The sequence below is a fragment of the Streptomyces sp. DSM 41931 genome, assembly GCF_050271085.1.
Lineage (GTDB): Bacteria > Actinomycetota > Actinomycetes > Streptomycetales > Streptomycetaceae > Streptomyces > Streptomyces albogriseolus.
Genome location: NZ_CP189902.1, coordinates 1078300 through 1101654, shown reverse-complemented (window position 1 = coordinate 1101654; position 23355 = coordinate 1078300). Strand labels below are relative to the sequence as shown.

22 protein-coding genes and 1 tRNA gene are annotated in these 23355 nt (G+C 72.0%); 20 read left to right on the top strand and 3 right to left on the bottom strand.

Annotation, left to right across the window (positions count from 1 at the left end; translation table 11 throughout):
- The first annotated feature begins 23 nt into the window (after nt 1–23).
- On the top strand, nt 24–473 hold the full coding sequence (locus tag ACP7TJ_RS05270) for an SRPBCC family protein (RefSeq protein ID WP_093768316.1): 450 nt from the start codon (nt 24–26) through the stop codon (nt 471–473).
- A 39-nt stretch (nt 474–512) separates the two neighbouring features.
- A tRNA-Val gene (locus ACP7TJ_RS05265) sits at nt 513–584 on the top strand.
- 62 nt (nt 585–646) lie between these two features.
- On the opposite strand, the gene ACP7TJ_RS05260 is transcribed toward ACP7TJ_RS05265, so the two are convergent.
- Nucleotides 647–1372 carry a 3'-5' exonuclease gene (locus ACP7TJ_RS05260; RefSeq protein WP_093768315.1) on the bottom strand — a complete coding sequence of 242 codons (726 nt, stop codon included), beginning with the start codon at nt 1370–1372 and terminating at the stop codon, nt 647–649.
- Nucleotides 1373–1540: 168 nt separating this feature from the next.
- Here ACP7TJ_RS05260 and ACP7TJ_RS05255 point away from each other — a divergent pair, with 168 nt between their 5' ends.
- The 4 genes from ACP7TJ_RS05255 to ACP7TJ_RS05240 all read left to right on the top strand — a co-directional run bounded on the left by ACP7TJ_RS05255 (nt 1541) and on the right by ACP7TJ_RS05240 (nt 6028).
- Nucleotides 1541–2107, top strand: coding sequence for a DUF4365 domain-containing protein (locus tag ACP7TJ_RS05255; RefSeq protein WP_190004194.1), 567 nt, complete (start codon nt 1541–1543; stop codon nt 2105–2107).
- Nucleotides 2104–3330 (top strand): hypothetical protein, encoded by a 1227-nt coding sequence (locus ACP7TJ_RS05250; protein WP_427762297.1) that lies wholly within the window; start codon nt 2104–2106, stop codon nt 3328–3330. Before ACP7TJ_RS05255 ends, ACP7TJ_RS05250 begins: the two co-directional genes overlap by 4 nt.
- A gap of 93 nt (nt 3331–3423) precedes the next feature.
- On the top strand, nt 3424–5400 hold the full coding sequence (thrS, locus tag ACP7TJ_RS05245) for a threonine--tRNA ligase (RefSeq protein WP_427762295.1): 1977 nt from the start codon (nt 3424–3426) through the stop codon (nt 5398–5400).
- Nucleotides 5401–5479: 79 nt separating this feature from the next.
- Complete coding sequence (locus ACP7TJ_RS05240) at nt 5480–6028, top strand: HIT family protein (protein WP_167744017.1); 549 nt, start codon at nt 5480–5482, stop codon at nt 6026–6028.
- Between the two features lie 54 nt (nt 6029–6082).
- On the opposite strand, the gene ACP7TJ_RS05235 is transcribed toward ACP7TJ_RS05240, so the two are convergent.
- Complete coding sequence (locus ACP7TJ_RS05235; protein ID WP_193459266.1) at nt 6083–7738, bottom strand: hypothetical protein; 1656 nt, start codon at nt 7736–7738, stop codon at nt 6083–6085.
- A gap of 216 nt (nt 7739–7954) precedes the next feature.
- The gene (locus tag ACP7TJ_RS05230; protein ID WP_093768309.1) at nt 7955–10153 is read right to left on the bottom strand and encodes an elongation factor G-like protein EF-G2; all 2199 of its coding nucleotides are present in this window, start codon (nt 10151–10153) and stop codon (nt 7955–7957) included.
- A 265-nt stretch (nt 10154–10418) separates the two neighbouring features.
- On the opposite strand from ACP7TJ_RS05230, the gene pgsA reads away from it, so the two are divergent.
- From pgsA to ACP7TJ_RS05160, 14 genes are all read left to right on the top strand, one after another.
- A complete protein-coding gene (gene pgsA, locus ACP7TJ_RS05225) occupies nt 10419–11144 on the top strand; it encodes a phosphatidylinositol phosphate synthase (RefSeq protein WP_167744015.1) in 726 nt (241 codons plus the stop codon).
- Nucleotides 11141–12070 (top strand): phosphatidylinositol mannoside acyltransferase, encoded by a 930-nt coding sequence (locus tag ACP7TJ_RS05220; RefSeq protein WP_228918633.1) that lies wholly within the window; start codon nt 11141–11143, stop codon nt 12068–12070. The genes pgsA and ACP7TJ_RS05220 overlap by 4 nt, the downstream gene beginning before the upstream one ends.
- Nucleotides 12067–13230, top strand: coding sequence for a glycosyltransferase family 4 protein (locus tag ACP7TJ_RS05215; protein ID WP_228918634.1), 1164 nt, complete (start codon nt 12067–12069; stop codon nt 13228–13230). Before ACP7TJ_RS05220 ends, ACP7TJ_RS05215 begins: the two co-directional genes overlap by 4 nt.
- A 362-nt stretch (nt 13231–13592) precedes the next feature.
- Nucleotides 13593–14135 carry a hypothetical protein gene (locus tag ACP7TJ_RS05210; protein WP_093768305.1) on the top strand — a complete coding sequence of 181 codons (543 nt, stop codon included), beginning with the start codon at nt 13593–13595 and terminating at the stop codon, nt 14133–14135.
- Nucleotides 14136–14271: 136 nt separating this feature from the next.
- A complete protein-coding gene (gene pdxS / locus ACP7TJ_RS05205; RefSeq protein ID WP_093768304.1) occupies nt 14272–15183 on the top strand; it encodes a pyridoxal 5'-phosphate synthase lyase subunit PdxS in 912 nt (303 codons plus the stop codon).
- Nucleotides 15183–15788 (top strand): pyridoxal 5'-phosphate synthase glutaminase subunit PdxT, encoded by a 606-nt coding sequence (gene pdxT, locus ACP7TJ_RS05200; RefSeq protein ID WP_167744012.1) that lies wholly within the window; start codon nt 15183–15185, stop codon nt 15786–15788. The genes pdxS and pdxT overlap by 1 nt, the downstream gene beginning before the upstream one ends.
- A 48-nt stretch (nt 15789–15836) precedes the next feature.
- The gene (locus tag ACP7TJ_RS05195) at nt 15837–16589 is read left to right on the top strand and encodes a YebC/PmpR family DNA-binding transcriptional regulator (RefSeq protein ID WP_033275074.1); all 753 of its coding nucleotides are present in this window, start codon (nt 15837–15839) and stop codon (nt 16587–16589) included.
- A gap of 106 nt (nt 16590–16695) precedes the next feature.
- Entirely contained in the window at nt 16696–17274 is a 579-nt protein-coding gene (gene ruvC / locus ACP7TJ_RS05190) for a crossover junction endodeoxyribonuclease RuvC (protein ID WP_093768302.1), read from the top strand.
- Entirely contained in the window at nt 17271–17876 is a 606-nt protein-coding gene (ruvA, locus tag ACP7TJ_RS05185; protein WP_167744011.1) for a Holliday junction branch migration protein RuvA, read from the top strand. The genes ruvC and ruvA overlap by 4 nt, the downstream gene beginning before the upstream one ends.
- Before the next feature lie 61 nt (nt 17877–17937).
- On the top strand, nt 17938–19008 hold the full coding sequence (gene ruvB, locus ACP7TJ_RS05180) for a Holliday junction branch migration DNA helicase RuvB (RefSeq protein ID WP_367544671.1): 1071 nt from the start codon (nt 17938–17940) through the stop codon (nt 19006–19008).
- 165 nt (nt 19009–19173) lie between these two features.
- On the top strand, nt 19174–19656 hold the full coding sequence (gene yajC / locus ACP7TJ_RS05175) for a preprotein translocase subunit YajC (RefSeq protein ID WP_093768299.1): 483 nt from the start codon (nt 19174–19176) through the stop codon (nt 19654–19656).
- Between the two features lie 135 nt (nt 19657–19791).
- Nucleotides 19792–21564 carry a protein translocase subunit SecD gene (gene secD, locus ACP7TJ_RS05170; protein ID WP_167744010.1) on the top strand — a complete coding sequence of 591 codons (1773 nt, stop codon included), beginning with the start codon at nt 19792–19794 and terminating at the stop codon, nt 21562–21564.
- Between the two features lie 3 nt (nt 21565–21567).
- The gene (gene secF, locus ACP7TJ_RS05165) at nt 21568–22683 is read left to right on the top strand and encodes a protein translocase subunit SecF (RefSeq protein WP_093768297.1); all 1116 of its coding nucleotides are present in this window, start codon (nt 21568–21570) and stop codon (nt 22681–22683) included.
- Nucleotides 22680–23228: an adenine phosphoribosyltransferase gene (locus ACP7TJ_RS05160; protein ID WP_427762288.1), complete on the top strand. Its 549-nt coding sequence runs from the start codon at nt 22680–22682 to the stop codon at nt 23226–23228. The genes secF and ACP7TJ_RS05160 overlap by 4 nt, the downstream gene beginning before the upstream one ends.
- The last annotated feature ends 127 nt before the right edge of the window (nt 23229–23355 follow it).

The following is a 23355-nucleotide window of genomic DNA, read 5'->3' as shown; positions in this document are numbered from 1 at the left end:
GCGCGGGCGGGCACACTCCGTGCATGGACCGGAACCATTACCGCTTCCGCACCGTGTGGACGCTGTCCGCGCCCGCCGCGACCGTGTACGGCGTGCTCGAGCGGATCGAGGACTACCCCCGCTGGTGGCCGCAGGTGCGGGAGGTCGCCCGCCTCGACGACACCACCGGCATCGTCACGATCCGCTCCGTCCTGCCGTACGACCTGACCTTCACCCTGCGGGAGGGGCGGCGGGACCGGGAGAACGGCGTGCTGGAGGCCGGGCTGTCCGGCGACATCGACGGCTGGGCGCGGTGGACCCTCACCGATCTGGGCGCGCACGGCTGCCTCGCCCACTACGAGCAGGAGGTCGACGTCCGGGCGCGGCTGCTGCGTCTGCTCGCCGTGCCCGGCCGGCCCCTCTTCCGGGCCAACCACGCGCTGATGCTGCGGGCCGGGCGGCGCGGACTGGCGGCGCACCTGGAAGCGGTTTGAACGAAGCGTCCCGACCCCTGTATTGTTCAGTCCGTTCCCGGGCGATTAGCTCAGTGGGAGAGCGCTTCGTTCACACCGAAGAGGTCACTGGTTCGAACCCAGTATCGCCCACGCTCGCGAGAGCGACGTGTGTCCGCCGAAAACGCGGACCACGTCGCTCTCTTTGTGTGAGGTCACGCCGCCGCCGGCAGGTCCGGGCGCAGGGGCCAGGCCGGGTCGACGGTCTCCTCCGTGCCGGTGCGCTGGAACCAGGCCTGAAGGCCCCGCGCCTGTGCGGCGTGCCACACCGCCTGCAAGGTGTGCAGCTCACCGGGGGACAGCCGCTCCAGCCGGGACGCGAACCGGCGGCCCACCGCCCGCGTGACCTCCAGCGCGGCCACCGCGTCCGCCGCCGCGTCGTGCGCCTCCTCCAGCTCCACCTCGTAGTGCGCGCACAGGTCAGCCAGCGTGCGGCGGCCCTTGCGGTAGCGGTCCAGATGCTTGTCCAGCACCCGCGGATCCAGCACCAGCAGCGGCGTCCGCTCGAACCAGCGGGCCAGCGACGACGCCCGGTGCCGGCGCAACTCCCGGTCCAGCAGCGTCAGATCGAACGGCGCGTTCATCACCACCACGGGCCGGCCCACCGCCGCCTGCTCCGCCAGCGCCTGCGCCACCTCGTACATCACCGGCGCCGGCCAGCGGCCGTTGCGCTGCAGATGCTCCTCCGTCAGCCCGTGCACCTCGGTCGCCGCGGCCGGCACCGGCACGCCCGGATTCACCAGCCAGCGGGTCACCCGCGGCCGGGTGCCCGGCGCGTCCTGGACGACGAGGGCGGCCGACACGATCCGGTCGGTCTCGACGTCCACACCCGTGGTCTCCGTGTCGAAGGCGGCCAGCGGCCCCTCGTACCAGCACGTCATACCCACCAACCCCTCGCTCACCACCAGCAGTTGACGTGCCGTCCACTGCTCGGACCGGTGATACCCGCGCTGTTTGCGCACTACGCCGGGAGGAGACAACAGGAGTACGGGTCTTTGCAGTTCAGCGACCCGCGCATGGGATTCGACTGCTTCGGAAGGCTGTTGGCCATGGCCATCGCGCAGCCCGAGCGGGGCGGGCTGCTGCCGGAGCGCACACCGGCCGCTCGCGGCACCCTCGCCACCACCGCCTGCATGGAGACCCTGCAGGTCGGCTACCTCCACGCCGTCGCCGCGGCGGCGGGCTGCTCGCTGTCCCAGCCCTTCCCGGACAACGGCATCGACTGGCACGTCAGCCACAGCGCGCCCGGACACCTCGTCGACGACGAGGTCACCATCAAGGTGCAGCTCAAGGCCACCTCGCAGATCGCCCCGCACCCCCGGGGACGCTCCTTCTCCTTCACCCTGGACAACGCCCACCTGGAGAAGCTCGCCCGCACCCCGGTCTCCGTGCACAAGATCCTCGTCGTGATGATCCTGCCGCGCTCCCAGGACGACTGGCTGCGCGCCGGACACGACCGGCTCGACCTGCGCCACTGCTGCTACTGGGTGAACCTCGCCGGACACCCCGTCACCGGCCGCCGCCGCACCACCGTACGGATCCCCACCTCACGCATCTTCGACGACCGTGCGCTGTGCGAGATCATGACGCGGGTCGGCAGGGGAGGCAGACCGTGACCCACCGCCCCACCGGGGAACCCGCCCGGCCCGTACGCCCGCACCCCGCCGACCTCTTCCCCGGCGCACCGCCGCCCGAGGCCGCCGGCACCGACCCCGCCGTGCTCACCGCCCTTCTGCGCCGGCACGGCTGGCAGCGGCGCGGCGGCGCCCCCGGACGCTACGGCCGCTGGACCCCGCCAGGCCCCGGCACCGGCACCAGCCTGCTCGTCCCGGTCGGCCGGACCTTCCCCGACAGCGAGGACCTGCTCGCCGAGGCCCTGGACGCGCTGTCCCGCAGCGGCACGCCCTCCGCCCGCGAGATCCTGCTCGCCCTCGCCGTGCCCAGCGACGAGATTCGCTGGTCCCGCGACCTGCCGCCCGGCCCCGGCGACGCCGTCGCCTGGACCGCGGAGGAACAGCTCAGGACCGCCGCCCGCCGCACCCTGCTCGCCGCCGCGCTCGCCACCCGCGCCCGCACCGGCTACCACGGCGCCCGCCACCGCCGCCCGGCCGCCGCCGCGCTGGACGGCGTGCTGGCGGGCCCCGCGCCGGACGGCCGCCGCCTCACCGCCTTCGTGCCCGTGGCCACCGGCCGCCCGCTCGCCGTGTGCCTGTTCCACGCCCTGCGCGCCGCCCGCGAGGCCGTCGACCACGGGCGGGCCACCGGCTCCATGGACGCCTTCACCACGGCCGTCGGCGCGGGCGTCAGCCACGAGCTCACCGAGGCCCTCGTCGCCCTGGTGCAGGGGGCCGAGGGCGCCCGCGTCGGCGTGGACTGGGCGCCGGCGGCCGGGGTGCCCGAGGGGTGCGTGGCCACCGCCGGGCCCGTGGAGTTCTCGCCCGGCGACCTGCCCGTGCTGCTGGAGGCGGGCCGCCGCTACCGGCGCGCGGAGCCCTCCGTCACCGTCACGGTCACCGGTGCCGTCGTGCGGATGTACCGGGCGCGGCCCCGGGGCGACGGTCTGGTGCGGCTGCGGGTGCTGGCGGGCGCCGACGTCGGACACCTCCGCGTCACGCTCGGGGAGGACGACTACCGGATCGCCGGACACGCCCACCTCCTGGGGCTGCCGGTGCGGATGCGGGGGCGGCTGGCCGGACACGGCGGGTTCCGGCGTCTCACCGAGGTCCGGCAGGTCGCGCCGGTCCAGGTCGACGAGGCCGAACGCGACCGTCTGCTCAAGGCGCTCCAGGAGAGCGCGGACGACTTCGGCGAGGCCTTCGGCCCCTCCTGCGACGGCTGATTTCGCCTGCACCGGTCCCGGGTCGGTACGATCGCACCCATGCGTGCGCTCCGGTATGGCGCCGCGACCACAGCCTTCAGTCAGGAGAGACCGGTGTCAGACGTCCGTGTGATCATCCAGCGCGATTCCGAGCGGGAAGAACGCGTGGTGACGACGGGCACTACGGCCGCCGAGCTCTTCGCCGGCGAGCGCTCGGTCATCGCCGCTCGGGTGGCCGGCGAGCTCAAGGACCTCTCGTACCAGGTCCAGGACGGCGAGACCGTCGAGGGCGTCGAGATCTCCTCCGAGGACGGCCTCAACATCCTGCGCCACTCCACCGCGCACGTGATGGCCCAGGCCGTTCAGGAGCTGTTCCCCGAGGCCAAGCTGGGCATCGGCCCGCCGGTCCGGGACGGCTTCTACTACGACTTCGACGTGGAGAAGCCCTTCACGCCCGAGGATCTCAAGGCCATCGAGAAGAAGATGCAGGAGATCCAGAAGCGCGGCCAGCGCTTCTCCCGCCGCGTGGTGACCGACGAGGCCGCCCGCGAGGAGCTCGCCGACGAGCCGTACAAGCTGGAGCTGATCGGTCTTAAGGGCTCCGCCTCGCACGACGACGGCGCGGACGTCGAGGTCGGCGCCGGTGAGCTGACGATCTACGACAACCTGGACGCCAAGACCGGCGAGCTGTGCTGGAAGGACCTCTGCCGCGGTCCCCACCTGCCCTCCACCCGGAACATCCCGGCGTTCAAGCTGATGCGCAACGCGGCCGCCTACTGGCGCGGCAGCGAGAAGAACCCGATGCTCCAGCGCATCTACGGCACCGCCTGGCCCTCCAAGGAGGAGCTGAAGGCGCACCTGGAGTTCCTCGCCGAGGCGGAGAAGCGCGACCACCGCAAGCTCGGCAGCGAGCTCGACCTGTTCTCCATCCCGGAGCAGATCGGCTCCGGCCTCGCCGTCTTCCACCCCAAGGGCGGCATCGTCCGCCGGGTCATGGAGGACTACTCGCGCCGCCGGCACGAGGAGGAGGGCTACGAGTTCGTCTACACCCCGCACGCGACGAAGGGGAAGCTCTTCGAGACCTCGGGCCACCTGGACTGGTACGCCGACGGCATGTACCCGCCCATGCAGCTCGACGAGGGCGTGGACTACTACCTCAAGCCCATGAACTGCCCGATGCACAACCTGATCTTCGACGCGCGCGGCCGCTCCTACCGCGAACTGCCGCTGCGCCTCTTCGAGTTCGGGACCGTGTACCGGTACGAGAAGTCGGGCGTCGTGCACGGCCTGACCCGGGCCCGCGGCTTCACCCAGGACGACGCGCACATCTACTGCACCCGCGAGCAGATGTCCGAGGAGCTCGACAGGACCCTCACCTTCGTCCTGAACCTGCTGCGCGACTACGGCCTCACCGACTTCTACCTGGAGCTGTCCACCAAGGACCCGGAGAAGTTCGTCGGCAGCGACGAGGCGTGGGAGGAGGCGACCGAGACGCTGCGCCAGGTCGCCGAGAAGCAGGGCCTGCCGCTGGTCCCGGACCCGGGCGGCGCGGCCTTCTACGGGCCGAAGATCTCCGTCCAGGCGAAGGACGCCATCGGCCGCACCTGGCAGATGTCGACCATCCAGCTCGACTTCAACCTGCCGGAGCGCTTCGACCTGGAGTACACGGCGGCGGACGGCTCCAAGACCCGCCCGGTCATGATCCACCGTGCGCTGTTCGGCTCCATCGAGCGGTTCTTCGCGGTGCTCCTGGAGCACTACGCGGGCGCCTTCCCGGCGTGGCTGGCGCCCGTGCAGGCGGTGGGCATCCCGATCGGCGACGCGCACGTCGACCACCTGGAGAAGTTCGCGGACGCGGCCCGCAAGCAGGGCCTGCGGATCGAGGTGGACTCCTCCTCCGACCGGATGCAGAAGAAAATCAGGAACGCCCAGAAGCAGAAGGTGCCCTTCATGGTCATCGCGGGCGACGAGGACATGGCGAACGGCGCGGTGTCCTTCCGCTACCGCGACGGCTCGCAGGAGAACGGCATCCCCGTCGACGAGGCCATCGCCAAGATCGTGAAGGTCGTCGAGGAGCGGGCGCAGGTCTGACCCGTACGTGAGAAAGCCCCCGGGAGCGATCCCGGGGGCTTTTTGCCGCGGTCCCGAGGTCACGCCATATGCTGCACGCATGACGAGTGAGCCGGAGCAGCAGTTGGGAGTGGGGACGCAGGACGCGTTCCAGCGTCTGTGGACGCCCCACCGGATGGCCTACATCCAGGGTGAGAACAAGCCGAGCGGCCCCGGTGCCGGCGACGGCTGCCCCTTCTGTTCCCTCCCGGCCGAGTCCGACGAGGACGGGCTGATCCTGCGCCGCGGCAAGCTGGTGTACGCGGTGCTCAACCTGTACCCGTACACCGGCGGCCATCTGATGACCGTGCCGTACCGGCACGTGGCCGACTACACCGAACTCACCGTCGAGGAGACGGCGGAGCTCGCCGTGCTCACCAAGCAGGCGATGACGGCGCTGCGCACGGCGTCGGGGGCGCACGGCTTCAACATCGGCATGAACCAGGGCACGGTCGCGGGCGCGGGCATCGCCGCCCACCTGCATCAGCACGTCGTCCCGCGCTGGGGCGGCGACACCAACTTCATGCCGGTCATCGGCCACACCAAGGTGCTGCCGCAGCTGCTGGCCGACACCCGCAAGATGCTCGCGGAGGCCTGGCCGGCGGCCTGAGGCCCTGGACCGGGGGAGGCGGGGTCCGCGTCGCGCACCCCGCCCGCCTGCCGCCTACGCGTCGTACAGGTCGGCCTTGCCCGGCGTCGCCTCCTGCACCGCCGTGGACAGGGACGACGAGCGGGAGCCGAACTTCGTGGTGTCCACGCCGTTCTCCTCCAGCACCTTGATCGCCGCGGAGTGCACCACGCGCAGCACCGGCGTCGCCGCCCGCAGCGCGTCGTCCGCCATGAACCGGTGCCGCCAGGGCTTGTCCGCCCAGGCGTGCCGCAGCCCGAACGGCTCGGGCAGGGTCAGCTTGCCGCCCAGCCAGTACAGCAGCGGCGGGTAGTTGGTCAGGGGCGCGCGGGCGGCCAGCCGCACCACCTCGTCCGAGTCGACCAGCGGGAGCTTGACCTTCCGGGTCTCCCAGAACTTGACCGACTTCTGGACCTCCTTCTCCTTGGCCGCCGGCTTGGTGGTGAACAGCGAGTGCACCGGCCCCAGGGCGTGCCCGGTGACCTCGATGCGCAGCGTCTCGTGCAGCACGGTCACCGTGATCAGCATCGTGATCACCAGCTGGCCGTCCCACAGCGTCCACTGCACGCCCAGGTAGTGCCGGTCGCCCGCGCCGAACTGCTGCTTGTTGCAGATCTCCTGCACGGCGTGCTGCTTCACCTGGTACGCCTCGACGTCGGTGCCCTCGGGCCGGGTGACCGCCGTGGCGTTCTCCCCGATGGGCGTGACGATCCAGTGGCGTATCGACGGCTTGGGGAAGCCGCCCGTGTTCAGCGGGCCGCGCTCCAGCATGCGCAGCCGGTCGTGGATGGCCTTGATCACGTCCCAGCTGCGGAACGGGTGGATCTCCCGGCCGGGGTCGGCCGGCGCCAGGTCCTCGGCGAGCTGCCAGCTGCCCCAGCGGGTGCCCATGCCGAGGATGCCCTTGGGACCGGCGTAGAAGACGGAGTTGGACTGCTGCTCGGCGCTGAGCCGGGCCAGCGACTGGCGCAGCTGCTCGGCCGCCGTCTCGCCGGGGCTGCTCGGCACCGCCTCGGGCACCTTGGCGCCGATGCTGCTGCCCGACAGCAGGCTGTCCCAGCGCTCCCGCAGGTCGCGGGCGGTGCGCTCGCAGATCTGCTTGGCCCAGAACCAGCCCACCACCGGGGCCAGGACCGCCGCGCGCGCGTACCAGGCCCAGAATCCGCTGAACGGCATGCGCAGCAGGAACAGCACGGCCAGGGCGCCGACACCGACCAGGAGGGCGGTGGCGAGCGCGCCGGCCCGCTTGTCGTCGCGCTTGGCCATGGTCGTGCGGATCTGGAACACCAGCAGCCACACGAGCAGGCCGGGCAGGAACAGCAGCCCGCACAGGACCATCACGGCGGTCAGCCAGTTGTCGCGCTCGCGGCGGATGCGGTGGGCCGCCAGCGCGTGCTCCACCACCACCTGGGGCTGGGTGCCGAAGGACTGGATGAGCGGGGCGCGGCCCGAGCCCAGCATCCGGTCGATGATCGCCCGGGAGAACGCCTCGCCCAGATTGGGCCGGAACAGCTTGATCCGCGGCTTGCCCACCTCCGACTTGTGCCACTCGCTGTTGGCCTTGAGTATTTCCTCGGCCTCGTTGTCCCGGTAGGCCGCCGAGGCCAGCGCGAAGGTGGGTGTCTGGCCCTCGTCGCCCGTGCGCGGCACCTGCGGACCGAAGAACTCCGCGTAACCGCTCTCAACGGTCATTCCCGCCCCCGATCGCCGCGACTGTCGTCTTGCGGCCTTCCCGACTTCCGTGCTGCGCACACCTGTTGATCAGGTGTTCAGCGTATAGGCAGCCACCGTCGTCCGCCGGGGGTCGTTCCAAGCCGTTCTCCGGTACGGGCAGGTCGCGCGGAGTGAAGCGGAAGCGCGACCGCGCACACGGGCGCCCGCCGGAGTGACCGGCGGGCGCCCTGCGCGTCAGGAGGCCGCGTGCGCCTCCCCCTTGACCCGTTCCGCGACCTGCGGCGGCATCGGTTCGTGCCGGACGTAGCGGCGGCTGAAGCGGGCGGTGCCGTGGGACAGCGACCGCAGATCGACGGTGTACCGGCCGATCTCGATCTCCGGCACCTCCGCCCGGATGAGCGTGCGTCCGCCGGGCGACTGCTCGGTGCCCAGCACGCGGCCGCGGCGCCCGGACAGGTCGCTCATCACGGCGCCCACGTAGTCGTCGCCGACCAGCACGGACACCTCGGCCACCGGCTCCAGCAGATGGATCCTCGCGTCCGCGGCGGCCTCCCTCAGTGCCAGCGCGCCCGCCGTCTGGAACGCGGCGTCCGAGGAGTCCACCGAGTGCGCCTTGCCGTCCAGGAGCGTCACCCGTACGTCGACGAGCGGATGCCCCGCGGCAACTCCCTTCCGTGCCTGGGTCCGTACACCTTTCTCCACCGACGGGACGAACTGCCGCGGCACGGCGCCGCCGACCACCTTGTCCACGAACTCGATGCCCGAGCCGTTCGGCAGCGGCTCCACCTCGATCTCGCAGATCGCGAACTGCCCGTGCCCGCCGGACTGTTTGACGTGCCGTCCGCGCCCGGAGGCCCTGCCGCCGAACGTCTCCCGCAGCGCCACCCGGTGCGGCACCACGTCGACCTGCACGCCGTACCGGCTGCGCAGCCGTTCCAGTGCCACGTCGGCGTGCGCCTCGCCGAGACACCACAGCACCACCTGGTGGGTGTCCTGGTTCTGCTCGAGCCGCATCGTCGGGTCCTCGGCGACCAGCCGCGCGAGCCCCTGGGACAGCTTGTCCTCGTCGGCCTTGCTGTGCGCCTCGATGGCCAGCGGCAGCAGCGGGTCGGGCATCTCCCACGGCTCCATGACCAGCGGGTCGTCCTTCGAGGACAGGGTGTCTCCGGTCTCCGCGCGGGACAGCTTCGCCACGCACGCCAGATCGCCCGCGATGACGTGCGAGACCGGCCGCTGCACCTTGCCGAACGGCGTGGACAGCGCGCCGACCCGCTCGTCGACGTCGTGGTCCTCGTGGCCCCGGTCGGTCAGCCCGTGCCCGGAGACGTGCACGGTCTGGTCGGCGCGCAGCGTCCCGGAGAAGACCCGGACCAGCGAGAGCCGTCCCACGTAGGGGTCGGACGACGTCTTCACGACCTCCGCGACCAGCGGGGCGTCCGGGTCGCACGGCTTCAGCTCGCGCGGCCGGCCGTCCGGCGTGGTCACCGCCGGGGTGCCGTGCTCCAGCGGGGTCGGGAATCCGCCGGTGATCAGGTCGAGCAGCTCCACCGTGCCGAGTCCCTGGCGGGCGCCGGGGGCGGCGGGCGCGGCGGCCAGGACGGGGAAGAAGACGCCCCGTGCCACCGCCCGCTCCGCGTCGTCGATCAGCGTCTTGACGTCGACGTCCTCCCCGCCGAGGTAGCGGTCCATGAGGGTCTCGTCCTCGCTCTCGGAGATGATCCCCTCGATCAGCCGGCCGCGCGCCTCCTCGATCAGCGGCACCTGGTCCCCGACCGGCTCGGACACCGTGCGTTCGCCGCTGGAGTAGTCGAACAGCTTGCGCGTCAGCAGCCCGATGAGACCGGTCACCGGCGCGTGCCCGTCGGGCCCTTCGGGGCCGCGCAGCGGCAGGTACAGCGGCAGTACCGCGTCCGGGTCGTCCCCGCCGAAGGTCTCCGCGCAGACCCGGGTCATCTCCTCGAAGTCGGCGCGGGCCGCCTCCAGGTGCGTGATCACGAGGGCGCGCGGCATGCCGACGGCCGCGCACTCGTCCCACACCATGCGGGTCGAGCCGTCCACGCCGTCCGCGGCCGAGACGACGAAAAGGGCCGCGTCCGCGGCTCGCAGACCGGCCCTGAGCTCCCCGACGAAGTCGGCGTAGCCGGGGGTGTCCAGAAGGTTGACCTTGATGCCGTTCCACTCGACCGGCACCAGGGAGAGCTGCACCGAACGCTGCTGCCGGTGCTCGATCTCGTCGTAGTCGGAGACGGTCCCGCCGTCTTCCACGCGGCCCGCCCGGTTCACCGCCCCCGCGGTCAGCGCGAGAGCCTCCACCAGAGTCGTCTTGCCCGATCCGGAGTGGCCGACCAGTACCACGTTCCGTACGGACGTGGGACGGTCGGCCGCCTGTGCCCTGCCGGCGGCCCCGGGGTGTGTGTGCGCCTTGTCGCCCATGATCCTGCCTCCCGTGCACGGTGAGGTCACTGTGGGCGCGGACCCGTGGAAGCCTTCCCCGGACCCCGTCCGGGGGCATCGCCTGCGGTGCGGCTCCGGCGGCGCCCGCGGTTCTTCGAGCTTTCCACTCCCGTCACGGCACGTCCATACGAAGGACGTGATCCCCGCCGCGGCCCCGGTCCCCGGGGCGCGGCGGCGATCACGGCGACGCCCGCGCGCGGCGGCCTGGGTGGTCCCGCAGCCCCGCCCGCACACGGTGACTACGATGGGCCCGCCGGTGGCCAGCAGGGGCCACACGGCCACACCGACCGTCGGGAAGGCCATGCTGAACAAGTACGCGCGTGCATTTTTCACGCGTGTCCTCACACCGTTCGCCGCGTTTCTCATCCGGCGGGGGGTCAGCCCCGACACGGTCACGCTCATCGGCACCGCGGGCGTGGTGGCCGGCGCGCTGGTGTTCTACCCGCGCGGCGAGTTCTTCTGGGGCACGGTCGTCATCACGCTGTTCGTGTTCTCCGACCTGGTCGACGGCAACATGGCCCGCCAGCTGGGCCGTTCCAGCCGCTGGGGCGCCTTCCTCGACTCCACCCTGGACCGGGTCGCCGACGGCGCGGTCTTCGGCGGCTTCGCCCTCTGGTACGCGGGCTCCGGCGACGACAACGTGCTGTGCGCGGTGTCGATCTTCTGCCTCGCCAGCGGCCAGGTGGTGTCGTACACCAAGGCGCGCGGCGAGTCGATCGGGCTGCCGGTCGCCGTCAACGGGCTGGTGGAGCGGGCCGAGCGGCTGGTGATCTCGCTGGTCGCGGCCGGGTTCGCGGGCATGCACACGTTCGGTGTGCCCGGCATCCAGTACCTGCTGCCCATCGCCCTGTGGGTGGTCGCCGTCGGCAGCCTCGTCACGCTGATCCAGCGCGTGGTGACCGTGCGCCGCGAGTCCGCCGAGGCGGAGGCCGCGGAGCAGCAGGCGCAGGGGAGCGAGGCCGCCCAGTGAGCACACGGGAGCGGCTCACCGACGCCCTGTACGGCGCGGGCTGGGGCACGGTGAAGAAGCTGCCCGAGCCGGTCGCCGTGCGCCTCGGCCGGACCATCGCCGACGCCGCCTGGAAGCAGCGCGGCAAGGGCGTGCTGCGGCTGGAGAGCAACTACGCGCGCGTGGTGCCCGACGCGGGCCCCGAGCGGCTGGCCGAGATGTCCCGCGCGGGCATGCGGTCCTACCTGCGGTACTGGATGGAGTCCTTCCGGCTGCCCGCCTGGAGCGCGGAGCGCATCGCCGACTGCTTCACCCCGAAGGACCTGCACCATCTCAACGAGGGCATGGCGGCAGGCAAGGGCGTCGTCCTGGCGCTGCCGCACCTGGCCAACTGGGACCTCGCCGGCGCCTGGGTCACCACCAAGCTCGGCATCCCGTTCACCACTGTCGCCGAGCGCCTGAAGCCGGAGACGCTGTACGACCGGTTCGTCGCCTACCGCGAGGGTCTCGGCATGGAGGTCCTGCCGCACAGCGGCGGCTCCGCCTTCGGCACGCTGGCCCGGCGGTTGCGCGAGGGCGGCCTGGTCTGCCTGGTCGCCGACCGCGACCTGTCCGCCTCGGGCATCGAGGTGAGCTTCTTCGGCCACGCCGCCCGCATGCCCGCGGGACCCGCGCTGCTGGCCCAGCACACCGGCGCGCGGCTGCTGCCCGTGACCCTCTGGTACGACGAGTCGCCCGTGATGCAGGGCCGGGTGCACCCCCCGGTCGAGGTTCCCGCGTCAGGCACGCGCGCGGAGAAGACGTCTGTGATGACACAGGCGCTGGCCGACGCCTTCGCCACGGGAATCGCCGAGCATCCGGAGGACTGGCACATGCTGCAGCGCTTGTGGACCGAGGACCTCGACCCCGCGCACGCCCCCGCGCAGGACCGGGAGGGCACGGCGTGAGGATCGGCATCGTCTGCCCGTACTCCTGGGACGTGCCGGGCGGCGTCCAGTTCCACATCCGCGACCTGGCCGAGTACTTCATCCGTCTCGGGCACGAGGTGTCCGTCCTCGCCCCGGCCGACGACGACACCCCGCTGCCCCCGTACGTCGTCTCCGCCGGCCGCGCCGTGCCGGTGCCGTACAACGGCTCGGTGGCCCGGCTGAACTTCGGCTTCCTGTCGGCCGCGCGGGTGCGGCGCTGGCTGCACGACGGCTCCTTCGACGTGGTGCACATCCACGAGCCGTCCTCGCCGTCCCTCGGCCTGCTGACCTGCTGGGCGGCGCAGGGCCCGCTGGTGGCGACCTTCCACACCTCCAACCCGCGCTCCAAGGCCATGATCGCCGCGTACGCCATCCTCCAGGCCGCCCTGGAGAAGATCAGCGCGCGGATCGCGGTGAGCGAGTACGCCCGCCGCACCCTCGTCGAACATCTCGGCGGCGACGCGGTGGTCATCCCCAACGGCGTCGACGTCGACTTCTTCGCCAAGGCCGAGCCCAGACCCGAGTGGCAGGGCGGCACCATCGGCTTCATCGGCCGCATCGACGAGCCCCGCAAGGGCCTGCCGGTGCTGATGCGGGCGCTGCCGAAGATCCTCGCCGCCCGCCCGCAGACCCGGCTGCTGGTGGCCGGGCGCGGCGACGAGGAGGAGGCGGTCGAGTCGCTGCCGGCGGAGCTGCGCCCGCGCGTGGAGTTCCTCGGCATGGTCAGCGACGAGGACAAGGCGCGGCTGCTGCGCAGCGTGGACCTGTACGTGGCGCCCAACACCGGCGGCGAGAGCTTCGGCATCATCCTGGTCGAGGCGATGTCGGCCGGCGCGCCGGTGCTCGCCTCCGACCTGGACGCGTTCGCCCAGGTCCTCGACCAGGGCGCGGCCGGCGAGCTGTTCGCCAACGAGGACGCGGACGCGCTCGCCGACGCGGCCGTGCGCCTCCTGGGCGACCCCGAGCGCCGCGAGCAACTCCGCGAGCGGGGCAGCGCCCATGTGCGCCGCTTCGACTGGTCGACGGTCGGCGCGGACATCCTCTCCGTCTACGAAACGGTCACCGCGGGCGCGGCGGCGGTCGCCACGGACGACCGGGCGACGGGGCTGCGAGCGCGGCTGGGGCTGACGCGGGACTGACGCGCCCAAGGGGCGCGGGGAACTGCGCGGCCAGCCCCCGACGGCCTGCACCCGGCGTACGACGATGCGAGGCACCCTCTTGGCCGCGGGTACGGCGCGGAAGGCGAGGCTCGCCGAGAGGGTGCCGCCTGCGCCCACCCGTGCCGCCCCAAGCGGCACGACTGCCCGCAGTCGGCGGGAACTCGTGCAGACGGCGGCGGGTGGACGCCCCCAGGGGCGCGGGGAACTGCGCGAACGGCCACGTGCGACCTGCACTGGGCGTCGGACCACGCCCGGCAGGCCGCGAGGCGTGTGCCCCGCCCGCACCCGGGGTGCGGCCCCAGGGACCGTGGCCGGCGGAGCCGGTACTAGCCTTGCCGCCCGTGACCGCAACCCTGATCTGGATCCTCGTCGTCCTCGTCGCCGTCGGGCTGTACCTGAGCTGGACGGCCGGGCGGCTGGACCGGCTGCACGCCCGGATCGACGCCGCCCGTGCCGCGCTCGACGCGCAACTGCTGCGCCGCGCCTCCGTGGCGCAGGAACTGGCCACCTCCGGGGTGCTCGACCCCGCCGCCTCGATCGTGCTGTACGAGGCCGCGCACGCCGCGCGGCAGGCGGTGGAGGAGCAGCGGGAGGTCGCCGAGAGCGAGCTGAGCCAGGCGCTGCGGGCGGTGTTCGCCGAGCCCCAGCAGGTGGACGGGGTTCGGGAGGCGCCCGGGGGAGAGGAGGCCGCCCTCGAGCTCGCCGAGGCCGTCCGCAGGGTGCCGATGGCCCGCCGCTTCCACAACGACGCCGTGCGCGCCGCCCGCGCGCTGCGCCTGCACCGGAAGGTGCGCTGGTTCCGGCTGGCGGGACACGCCCCGTTCCCGATGGCCTTCGAGATGGACGACGAGCCGCCGCCGGCGCTGATCGAGCGGGCCGCCTGACGGCGGTTTCCGGCCACGGGACGCCCGGTCCCCGACCGAAAACGAGCCACCGGGTCCTCATTGGCCCTTGCTGTGGCCTGCTCCGGTCACGTTTCCTCAGTGCTGCAGAATCCCCCTCATCCCAGCGAGGTCATTCGTGTCCAGCACGCTCTCCGAAAACCAGGGTCCCGAGACCGGCACCGCGCGCGTGAAGCGCGGCATGGCCGAGCAGCTCAAGGGCGGCGTGATCATGGACGTCGTCACGCCGGAGCAGGCGAAGATCGCCGAGGACGCGGGCGCCGTCGCCGTCATGGCCCTGGAGCGCGTCCCGGCCGACATCCGCAAGGACGGCGGTGTGGCCCGTATGTCCGACCCGGACATGATCGAGGGCATCATCGACGCCGTGTCCATCCCGGTGATGGCGAAGTCCCGCATCGGCCACTTCGTCGAGGCCCAGGTGCTCCAGTCGCTCGGCGTCGACTACATCGACGAGTCCGAGGTCCTCACCCCGGCCGACGAGGTCAACCACTCCGACAAGTGGGCGTTCACCACCCCCTTCGTCTGCGGCGCCACCAACCTGGGCGAGGCCCTGCGCCGCATCGCCGAGGGCGCCGCGATGATCCGCTCCAAGGGCGAGGCCGGCACCGGCAACGTCGTGGAGGCCGTCCGCCACCTGCGCCAGATCAAGAACGAGATCGCCCGCCTGCGCGGCTACGACAACCACGAGCTGTACGCCGCCGCCAAGGAGCTGCGCGCCCCGTACGAGCTGGTCAAGGAGGTCGCCGAGCTGGGCAAGCTGCCCGTCGTGCTGTTCTCCGCCGGCGGTGTGGCCACGCCGGCCGACGCCGCGCTGATGCGCCAGCTCGGCGCCGAGGGCGTCTTCGTCGGCTCGGGCATCTTCAAGTCCGGCGACCCCGCCAAGCGCGCCGCGGCCATCGTGAAGGCGACCACCTTCTACGACGACCCGAAGATCATCGCGGACGCCTCCCGCAACCTCGGCGAGGCCATGGTCGGCATCAACTGCGACACCCTGCCCGAGGCCGAGCGCTACGCCAACCGGGGCTGGTGATGACCGCTCCCGTGATCGGAGTGCTCGCACTCCAGGGCGACGTACGGGAGCATCTGGTGGCCCTGGCCGCGGCGGACGCCGTGGCCAGGCCCGTCCGGCGCCCCGAGGAGCTCGCCGAGGTCGACGGCCTGGTGATCCCGGGCGGGGAGTCCACCACGATCTCCAAGCTGGCCGTGCTCTTCGGCCTGATGGAACCCCTTCGCGCGCGCGTGCGCGCCGGCATGCCCGTCTACGGCACCTGCGCCGGCATGATCATGCTCGCCGACAAGATCCTCGACCCGCGCTCCGGGCAGGAGACCGTCGGCGGCATCGACATGATCGTGCGCCGCAACGCCTTCGGACGCCAGAACGAGTCCTTCGAGGCCGCCGTCGAGGTCAAGGGCGTCTCCGGGGAGCCCGTGGAGGGGGTCTTCATCCGCGCCCCCTGGGTGGAGTCCGTCGGCGCGTCCGCCGAGGTGCTCGCCGAGCACGGCGGACACATCGTCGCGGTCCGCCAGGGCAACGCGCTGGCGACGTCCTTCCACCCGGAGCTGACCGGGGACCACCGGGTGCACCGCCTCTTCACCGACATGGTGCGGGCGGACCGGCGGGGCGAGTCCTTGTAGGATTCCTGCGTTCGTTGCAGAGATGGGTTACGCGAAGGAGACAGGCAGATGTCCGGCCACTCTAAATGGGCCACGACGAAGCACAAGAAGGCCGTGATCGACGCCAAGCGCGGCAAGCTCTTCGCGAAGCTCATCAAGAACATCGAGGTCGCGGCCCGGATGGGCGGAGCCGATCCCGAAGGCAACCCGACGCTGTACGACGCCATCCAGAAGGCGAAGAAGCAGTCGGTGCCGAACAAGAACATCGACTCCGCGGTCAAGCGCGGCGCCGGCCTGGAGGCCGGCGGCGCCGACTACGAGACGATCATGTACGAGGGCTACGGCCCCAACGGCGTCGCGGTGCTCATCGAGTGCCTCACCGACAACCGCAACCGCGCCGCCTCGGACGTGCGCGTCGCGATGACCCGCAACGGCGGCTCCATGGCCGACCCGGGTTCCGTGTCGTACCTGTTCAACCGCAAGGGCGTGGTGATCGTCCCCAAGGGTGAGCTGTCCGAGGACGACGTCCTCGCCGCCGTCCTCGACGCGGGCGCCGAGGAGGTCAACGACCTCGGTGAGTCCTTCGAGGTGCTCAGCGAGGCCACCGACCTGGTCGCCGTCCGCACCGCGCTCCAGGACGCCGGCATCGACTACGAGTCGGCCGACGCCAACTTCGTCCCGACCATGCAGGTCGAGCTGGACGAGGAGGGCGCGAAGAAGATCTTCAAGCTCATCGACGCGCTGGAGGACAGCGACGACGTGCAGAACGTCTTCGCCAACTTCGACGTGAGCGACGAGATCATGGAGAAGGTCGACGCCTGACGCGTCTCAGGGCGGCGGGCCGACGGGACACACCCCGTCGGCCCGCCGCTTTGTCGGTGGCACCCGATAGCCTGCACAAACAGGTGATCGAGCAAGGGGGCGACGCGTGCGCGTACTGGGGGTGGACCCGGGGCTGACCCGGTGCGGTGTCGGCGTGGTCGAAGGGGTCGCGGGGCGCCCGCTCACCATGCTCGGCGTGGGAGTCGTCCGCACGCCCGCCGACGCCGACCTCGGACACCGCCTGGTCGCCGTCGAGCAGGGCCTGGAGCAGTGGCTCGACGAGCACCGCCCGGAGTTCGTCGCCGTGGAGCGCGTCTTCAGCCAGCACAACGTGCGCACGGTCATGGGCACCGCCCAGGCCAGCGCCGTCGCGATCCTGTGCGCCTCCCGGCGCGGCATCCCCGTCGCCCTGCACACGCCCAGCGAGGTCAAGGCCGCCGTCACCGGCTCGGGCCGCGCCGACAAGGCCCAGGTCGGCGCCATGGTGACCCGCCTGCTGCGGCTCGACGCGCCGCCCAGGCCGGCCGACGCCGCCGACGCCCTCGCGCTCGCCATCTGCCACATCTGGCGCGCCCCCGCCCAGAACCGCCTCCAGCAGGCCGTCGCCGCGCAGGCGGCGCGTACCCCGCCGACCACCCCCCGGGCCCCCGCGGCCCGCCACGCATCGAAAGGCCGTACGGCATGATCGCCTTCGTCAGCGGCACGGTCGCCGCCCTCACCCCCGACACCGCGGTGGTCGAGGTCGGCGGCGTCGGCATGGCCGTCCGGTGCACGCCGGACACGCTGTCCACGCTCCGCGTCGGACAGCCCGCGAAGCTCGCCACCTCCCTCGTGGTCCGCGAGGACTCCCTGACGCTGTACGGCTTCGCCGACGAGGACGGCCGCCAGGTCTTCGAGCTGCTCCAGACCGCCAGCGGCGTCGGCCCCCGGCTCGCCCAGGCCATGCTCGCCGTGCACAGCCCCGACGCCCTGCGCCGCGCCGTGGCCACGGGCGACGAGAAGGCGCTCACCACCGTCCCCGGCATCGGCAAGAAGGGCGCCCAGAAGCTGCTCCTCGAACTGAAGGACAGGCTCGGCGAGCCCACCGGCGCCCCCGTCGTCGGCGCGCCCGTCACCGCCGGCTGGCGCGACCAGCTGCACGCCGCCCTCATCGGCCTGGGGTACGCGACCCGTGAGGCCGACGAGGCCGTGGCCGCGGTGACCCCCCAGGCGGAGGCCGCCGAGGGCGCCGTACCGGTGGGGCAGCTGCTCAAGGCGGCCCTGCAGACGCTGAACCGCGCCCGATAGACCGCCGCCCGCCGGCCCACGACCGCGCCCGAGTCCGTACGGAGAGCTGAGGCACACGCACATGAACTGGGACGACACGAACGACACCGCCGCCTCCGAGCGGCTGGTGGAATCGGTCGCCGACCGCGAGGACCAGGCCGTCGAGGCCGCGCTGCGCCCCAAGGACCTGGGCGAGTTCATCGGCCAGGAGAAGGTCCGCGAGCAGCTCGACCTCGTGCTGCGCGCCGCCCGCGCCCGGGGCGCCACGGCCGACCACGTGCTGCTCTCCGGCGCCCCCGGCCTCGGCAAGACCACCCTCTCCATGATCATCGCCGCGGAGATGGGCGCCCCCATCCGCATCACCTCGGGCCCCGCCATCCAGCACGCCGGCGATCTCGCGGCGATCCTCTCCTCCCTCCAGGAGGGCGAGGTCCTCTTCCTCGACGAGATCCACCGCATGTCCCGGCCCGCCGAGGAGATGCTGTACATGGCGATGGAGGACTTCCGCGTCGACGTGATCGTCGGCAAGGGCCCCGGCGCCACCGCCATCCCGCTGGAGCTGCCGCCCTTCACCCTGGTCGGCGCCACCACCCGGGCCGGCCTGCTGCCGCCCCCGCTGCGCGACCGCTTCGGCTTCACCGCGCACATGGAGTTCTACGAGCCGGGCGAGCTGGAGCGGGTCGTCCACCGCTCGGCGAGCCTGCTCGACGTGGAGATCGACGCCGAGGGCGCCGCCGAGATCGCCGGACGCTCCCGCGGCACGCCCCGCATCGCCAACCGCCTGCTGCGCCGGGTCCGCGACTACGCGCAGGTCAAGGCGGACGGCCGGATCACCCAGGACGTCGCCGCCGCGGCCCTCGCGGTGTACGAGGTGGACGCCCGGGGGCTGGACCGGCTGGACCGGGCGGTGCTGGAGGCGCTGCTGAAGCTGTTCGGCGGCGGTCCGGTGGGCCTGTCCACGCTCGCCGTCGCGGTGGGGGAGGAGCGTGAGACCGTGGAGGAGGTGGCCGAGCCCTTCCTGGTGCGGGAGGGACTGCTCGCCCGTACCCCGCGGGGACGGGTGGCGACGCCCGCGGCATGGTCGCACCTCGGCCTCACGCCGCCGCGCCCGCAGTCCGCCGGAAACGGACAAGGGGACCTGTTCGGGGCGTGACGGCGAGCACGCTGGCCCGGGCAGGAACCCCGGTGCCATGCTGAGCGTTGTTCCCTTGGTGCGGACTCGCTTAGACTCCGCCGATGCCGCCCTTGTCGGCGGCACCACATACCCCCAACCATCAGGCCGTTCACCATCGCGGTCGTGTGAAGGAAGTTCCGACCCGTGAGTCTCCTGACCCTCCTCCCGTTCATTGTGCTCATCGGGGCCATGTTCCTGATGACCCGGTCGGCCAAGAAGAAGCAGCAGCAGGCCATCGAGATGCGGAACCAGATGCAGCCCGGTTCCGGCGTCCGCACCATCGGGGGCATGTACGCCACGGTCAAGGAGGTCAGCGAGGACACCGTCCTCCTCGACGCCGGGCCGGGTGTGGAGCTGCTGTTCGCCAAGAACTCGATCGGTGCCGTGCTGACCGATGAGGAGTACAACCGCATCGTGCACGGCATCGAGCACGACCTGCAGTCCGACGCCGACGTCGTCCCCGACGACGCCTCCTCCCTCACCGAGACCGACGACGCCTCCGACGCTGCCGCCGACTCCGACGACACGCCCGTCGACCTCGGCAAGAAGGACGCGGAGGACGAGCCGGCCGACGCCACGGCGGACGCGCGCGCGAAGAAGTCCGACGGCGACTCCGACGCGAAGTAGCCGCGTTCCGGGGCGCGCGGGTGCTGCCCGCGCGCCCCGGAGCATGCCCGGCTCGCACGGGATCATCCCGACACCATGTCATGGCCGCCGGCCTCCCGACCGGGGACGAGGCGGCCCGAGAGGGAGTACGAGAAGGTGGCAGCACTCAAAAAGGGACGGAACGCGAGCGCCACAAGCAAGCCGTGGCGCTCGCTGGCTCTGATCCTGATCGCCATCGTGGCGCTCACCGGAGGGATGTTCGCCTCCGGGCACACCACTCCGCGTCTCGGCATCGACCTGGCCGGCGGTACGAGCATCACGCTGGCAGCGGTCCCCGAGGCGGGCCAGGAGTCCGCGATCAACAAGACCAACATGGACACCGCGGTCTCCATCATGGAGCGGCGTGTCAACGGTCTGGGCGTCTCCGAGGCCGAGGTCCAGACGCAGGGCGACCGCAACATCATCGTCAACATTCCCAAGGGCACGAATTCCAAGCAGGCCCGGGAACAGGTCGGCACCACCGCCAAGCTCTACTTCCGTCCCGTGATCGCCACCGAGCTGGCCGGGGGCGGCGCCGCCCCGCAGCCCAGCGCGACCGGCGAGCCCTCCGCGGCCCCCTCCGGCGACAAGGCCGGGGACAAGGCGACGGACGGCGCGAGCCAGGAGGCCACCGACGGCTCCTCGGCGTCCGCCGACCCCTCGGCGAGCGCCACCACCCAGGGCCGCGCTGTCACCGACGCCCTGAAGGCCGACGAGAGCCCGTCCCCCACCGACAAGGCCAGCCCCTCCGCGTCCGCGACGGGCGGCGCGTCGGACCCCGACGCCAAGCTCCAGGCCGAGTACGCCAAGCTCGACTGCACCAAGGAGAGCGTCCGCGCCACGGCCGGTGACGGCGCCAAGGCCACCGAGTCCACCGTCGCCTGCGGCCAGAACTCCGAGGGCCAGTGGCAGAAGTACATCCTCGGCCCGGCCGCCGTCGACGGCACCGACGTCGACGAGGCCGACGCCGTCCTGAACACCACGTCCGGCGCCGGCTGGACCGTGACCATGAAGTTCACGGGTGAGGGCTCCAAGAAGTTCGCCGACATCACCGGCCAGCTCGCGCAGAAGCAGTCCCCGCAGAACCAGTTCGCGATCGTCCTGGACGGCGAGGTCGTCTCCGACCCGTACGTCCGGCAGGCCCTGACCGGCGGCAACGCCGAGATCTCCGGCAACTTCAATCAGCAGTCGGCGCAGGAACTCGCCAACATGCTGTCCTACGGCGCCCTGCCGCTGACCTTCCGCGAGGACAGCGTCACCACCGTCACCGCCGCCCTGGGCGGCGAGCAGCTCCAGGCCGGTCTGATCGCCGGCGCCATCGGCCTCGCGCTGGTGATCCTGTACCTGCTCTTCTACTACCGCGGTCTTTCCTTCATCGCCATCGCGTCGCTGATGGTCTCCGCGGCCCTCACCTACGTGATCATGGCGCTGCTCGGCCCGACCATCGGCTTCGCGCTGAACCTGCCGGCCGTCTGCGGCGCCATCGTCGCCATCGGCATCACGGCGGACTCGTTCATCGTCTACTTCGAACGGGTCCGGGACGAGATCCGCGAGGGCCGCTCGCTGCGCCCCTCCGTGGAGCGGGCCTGGCCGCGCGCCCGGCGCACCATCCTGGTCTCCGACTTCGTGTCCTTCCTCGCCGCCGCCGTGCTCTTCGTGGTCACCGTCGGCAAGGTGCAGGGCTTCGCGTTCACCCTGGGTCTGACCACCGTCCTCGACGTCGTGGTGGTGTTCCTCTTCACCAAGCCGCTGCTGACGCTCATGGCCCGCCGCAGGTTCTTCGCGAGCGGCCACAAGTGGTCCGGTCTCGACCCGAAGGCGCTGGGCGCGAAACCGCCGCTGCGCCGCACCCGTCGTCCCTCCGCCCCTGCCCAGACGAAGGAGGCGTGAGAGATGTCGAAGCTCGGCACCCTCGGCGCCCGACTGCACCACGGCGAGATCGGCTACGACTTCGTCAAGAACCGCAAGATCTGGTACGGCATCTCGATCCTCATCACCATCACGGCCATCGTCGGCCTGGCGGTGCGCGGCCTGCACATGGGCATCGAGTTCCAGGGCGGCGCGGTCTTCACCACCCCGAAGAACATGAGCGTCTCGGTGTCCACCGCCGAGGGCTACGCGGAGGACGCCTCCGGCCACGACGCCATCGTCCAGAAGCTCGGCGACGGCAGCATGCGCATCCAGGTCGCGGGCATCGACACCAAGACCTCGGACACCATCAAGGAGCGGCTCGCCGACGACCTCAAGGTCGACGCCGAGAAGATCAACGCCGAACTGGTCGGTCCCAGCTGGGGCGAGCAGATCGCCAACAAGGCCTGGCAGGGCCTGGGGATCTTCCTGATCCTGGTGGTGATCTATCTGGCGATCGCCTTCGAGTGGCGCATGGCGCTCGCCGCGTTCGTCGCGCTGATCCACGACATCACCATCACGGTCGGGATCTACGCCCTCGTCGGCTTCGAGGTCACCCCCGGCACGGTGATCGGTCTGCTCACCATCCTCGGTTATTCGCTGTACGACACGGTGGTCGTCTTCGACAGCCTCAAGGAACAGACCAGGGACATCACCAAGCAGACCCGCTGGACCTACAGCGAGATCGCCAACCGGTCGATCAACAGCACCCTGGTGCGGTCGGTCAACACCACGGTGGTCGCGCTGCTGCCGGTGGCGGGCCTGCTGTTCATCGGCGGCGGCGTCCTCGGCGCCGGCATGCTGAACGACATCTCCCTGTCGCTGTTCGTGGGGCTCGCCGCCGGTGCGTACTCCTCGATCTTCATCGCCACCCCGCTCGTCGCCGACCTCAAGGAGCGCGAGCCGGCCATGAAGAGCCTGAAGAAGCGCGTGCTGGCCAAGCGCGCCCACGGCGGCGACCCGGACGAGGGCCAGGACGCCCCGCTGACCGGCGACGAGCACGACGAGCCCGCCGACGTCGCGGCGGCGGTCGTCGGGCCCCGCAACCAGCCCGCCTCCCGTGCCCGTGGCCGCGGCCGACCCTCGGGGAAGCGCCGATGACCGACTACGCCGACCTGTCCGACCTGCTGCTGAGCCGCATCCGGGACGTGGCGGACTACCCGGAGCCGGGCGTGATGTTCAAGGACATCACCCCGCTCCTGGCCGACCCCAAGGCGTTCGACGTGCTCACCGGGGCCTTCGCGGACGTCGCCCGCCGGGCCGGCGCCACCAAGGTCGTCGGTCTGGAGGCCCGCGGGTTCATCCTCGGCGCCCCGGTCGCCGTCCGCGCCGGCCTGGGCTTCATCCCCGTCCGCAAGGCGGGCAAGCTCCCCGGGGCCACCCTCAGCCAGGCGTACGACCTGGAGTACGGCTCGGCCGAGATCGAGGTCCACGCGGAGGACCTCGGCGCCGAGGACCGCGTCCTGGTCGTCGACGACGTCCTGGCCACCGGCGGCACCGCCGAGGCGTCCCTCCAGCTCATCCGCAGGGCGGGCGCCGAGGTCGCGGGCCTCGCCGTGCTGATGGAGCTGGGCTTCCTCGGCGGCCGGGCCCGGCTGGAGCCGGCCCTGGCGGGCGCCCCGCTGGAGGCGCTGCTCAGGCTCTGAGGACCCGCGGGGCAGCGCAGACGGCCCCGGAAGCACCACGCAGGCGGACCCGGAGGAATCCGGCGTCCGCCTCGTGTGTTTCTCCTGTTGACGGTCCTCACACCGCTCCGGAGGCGATCGACGGGTC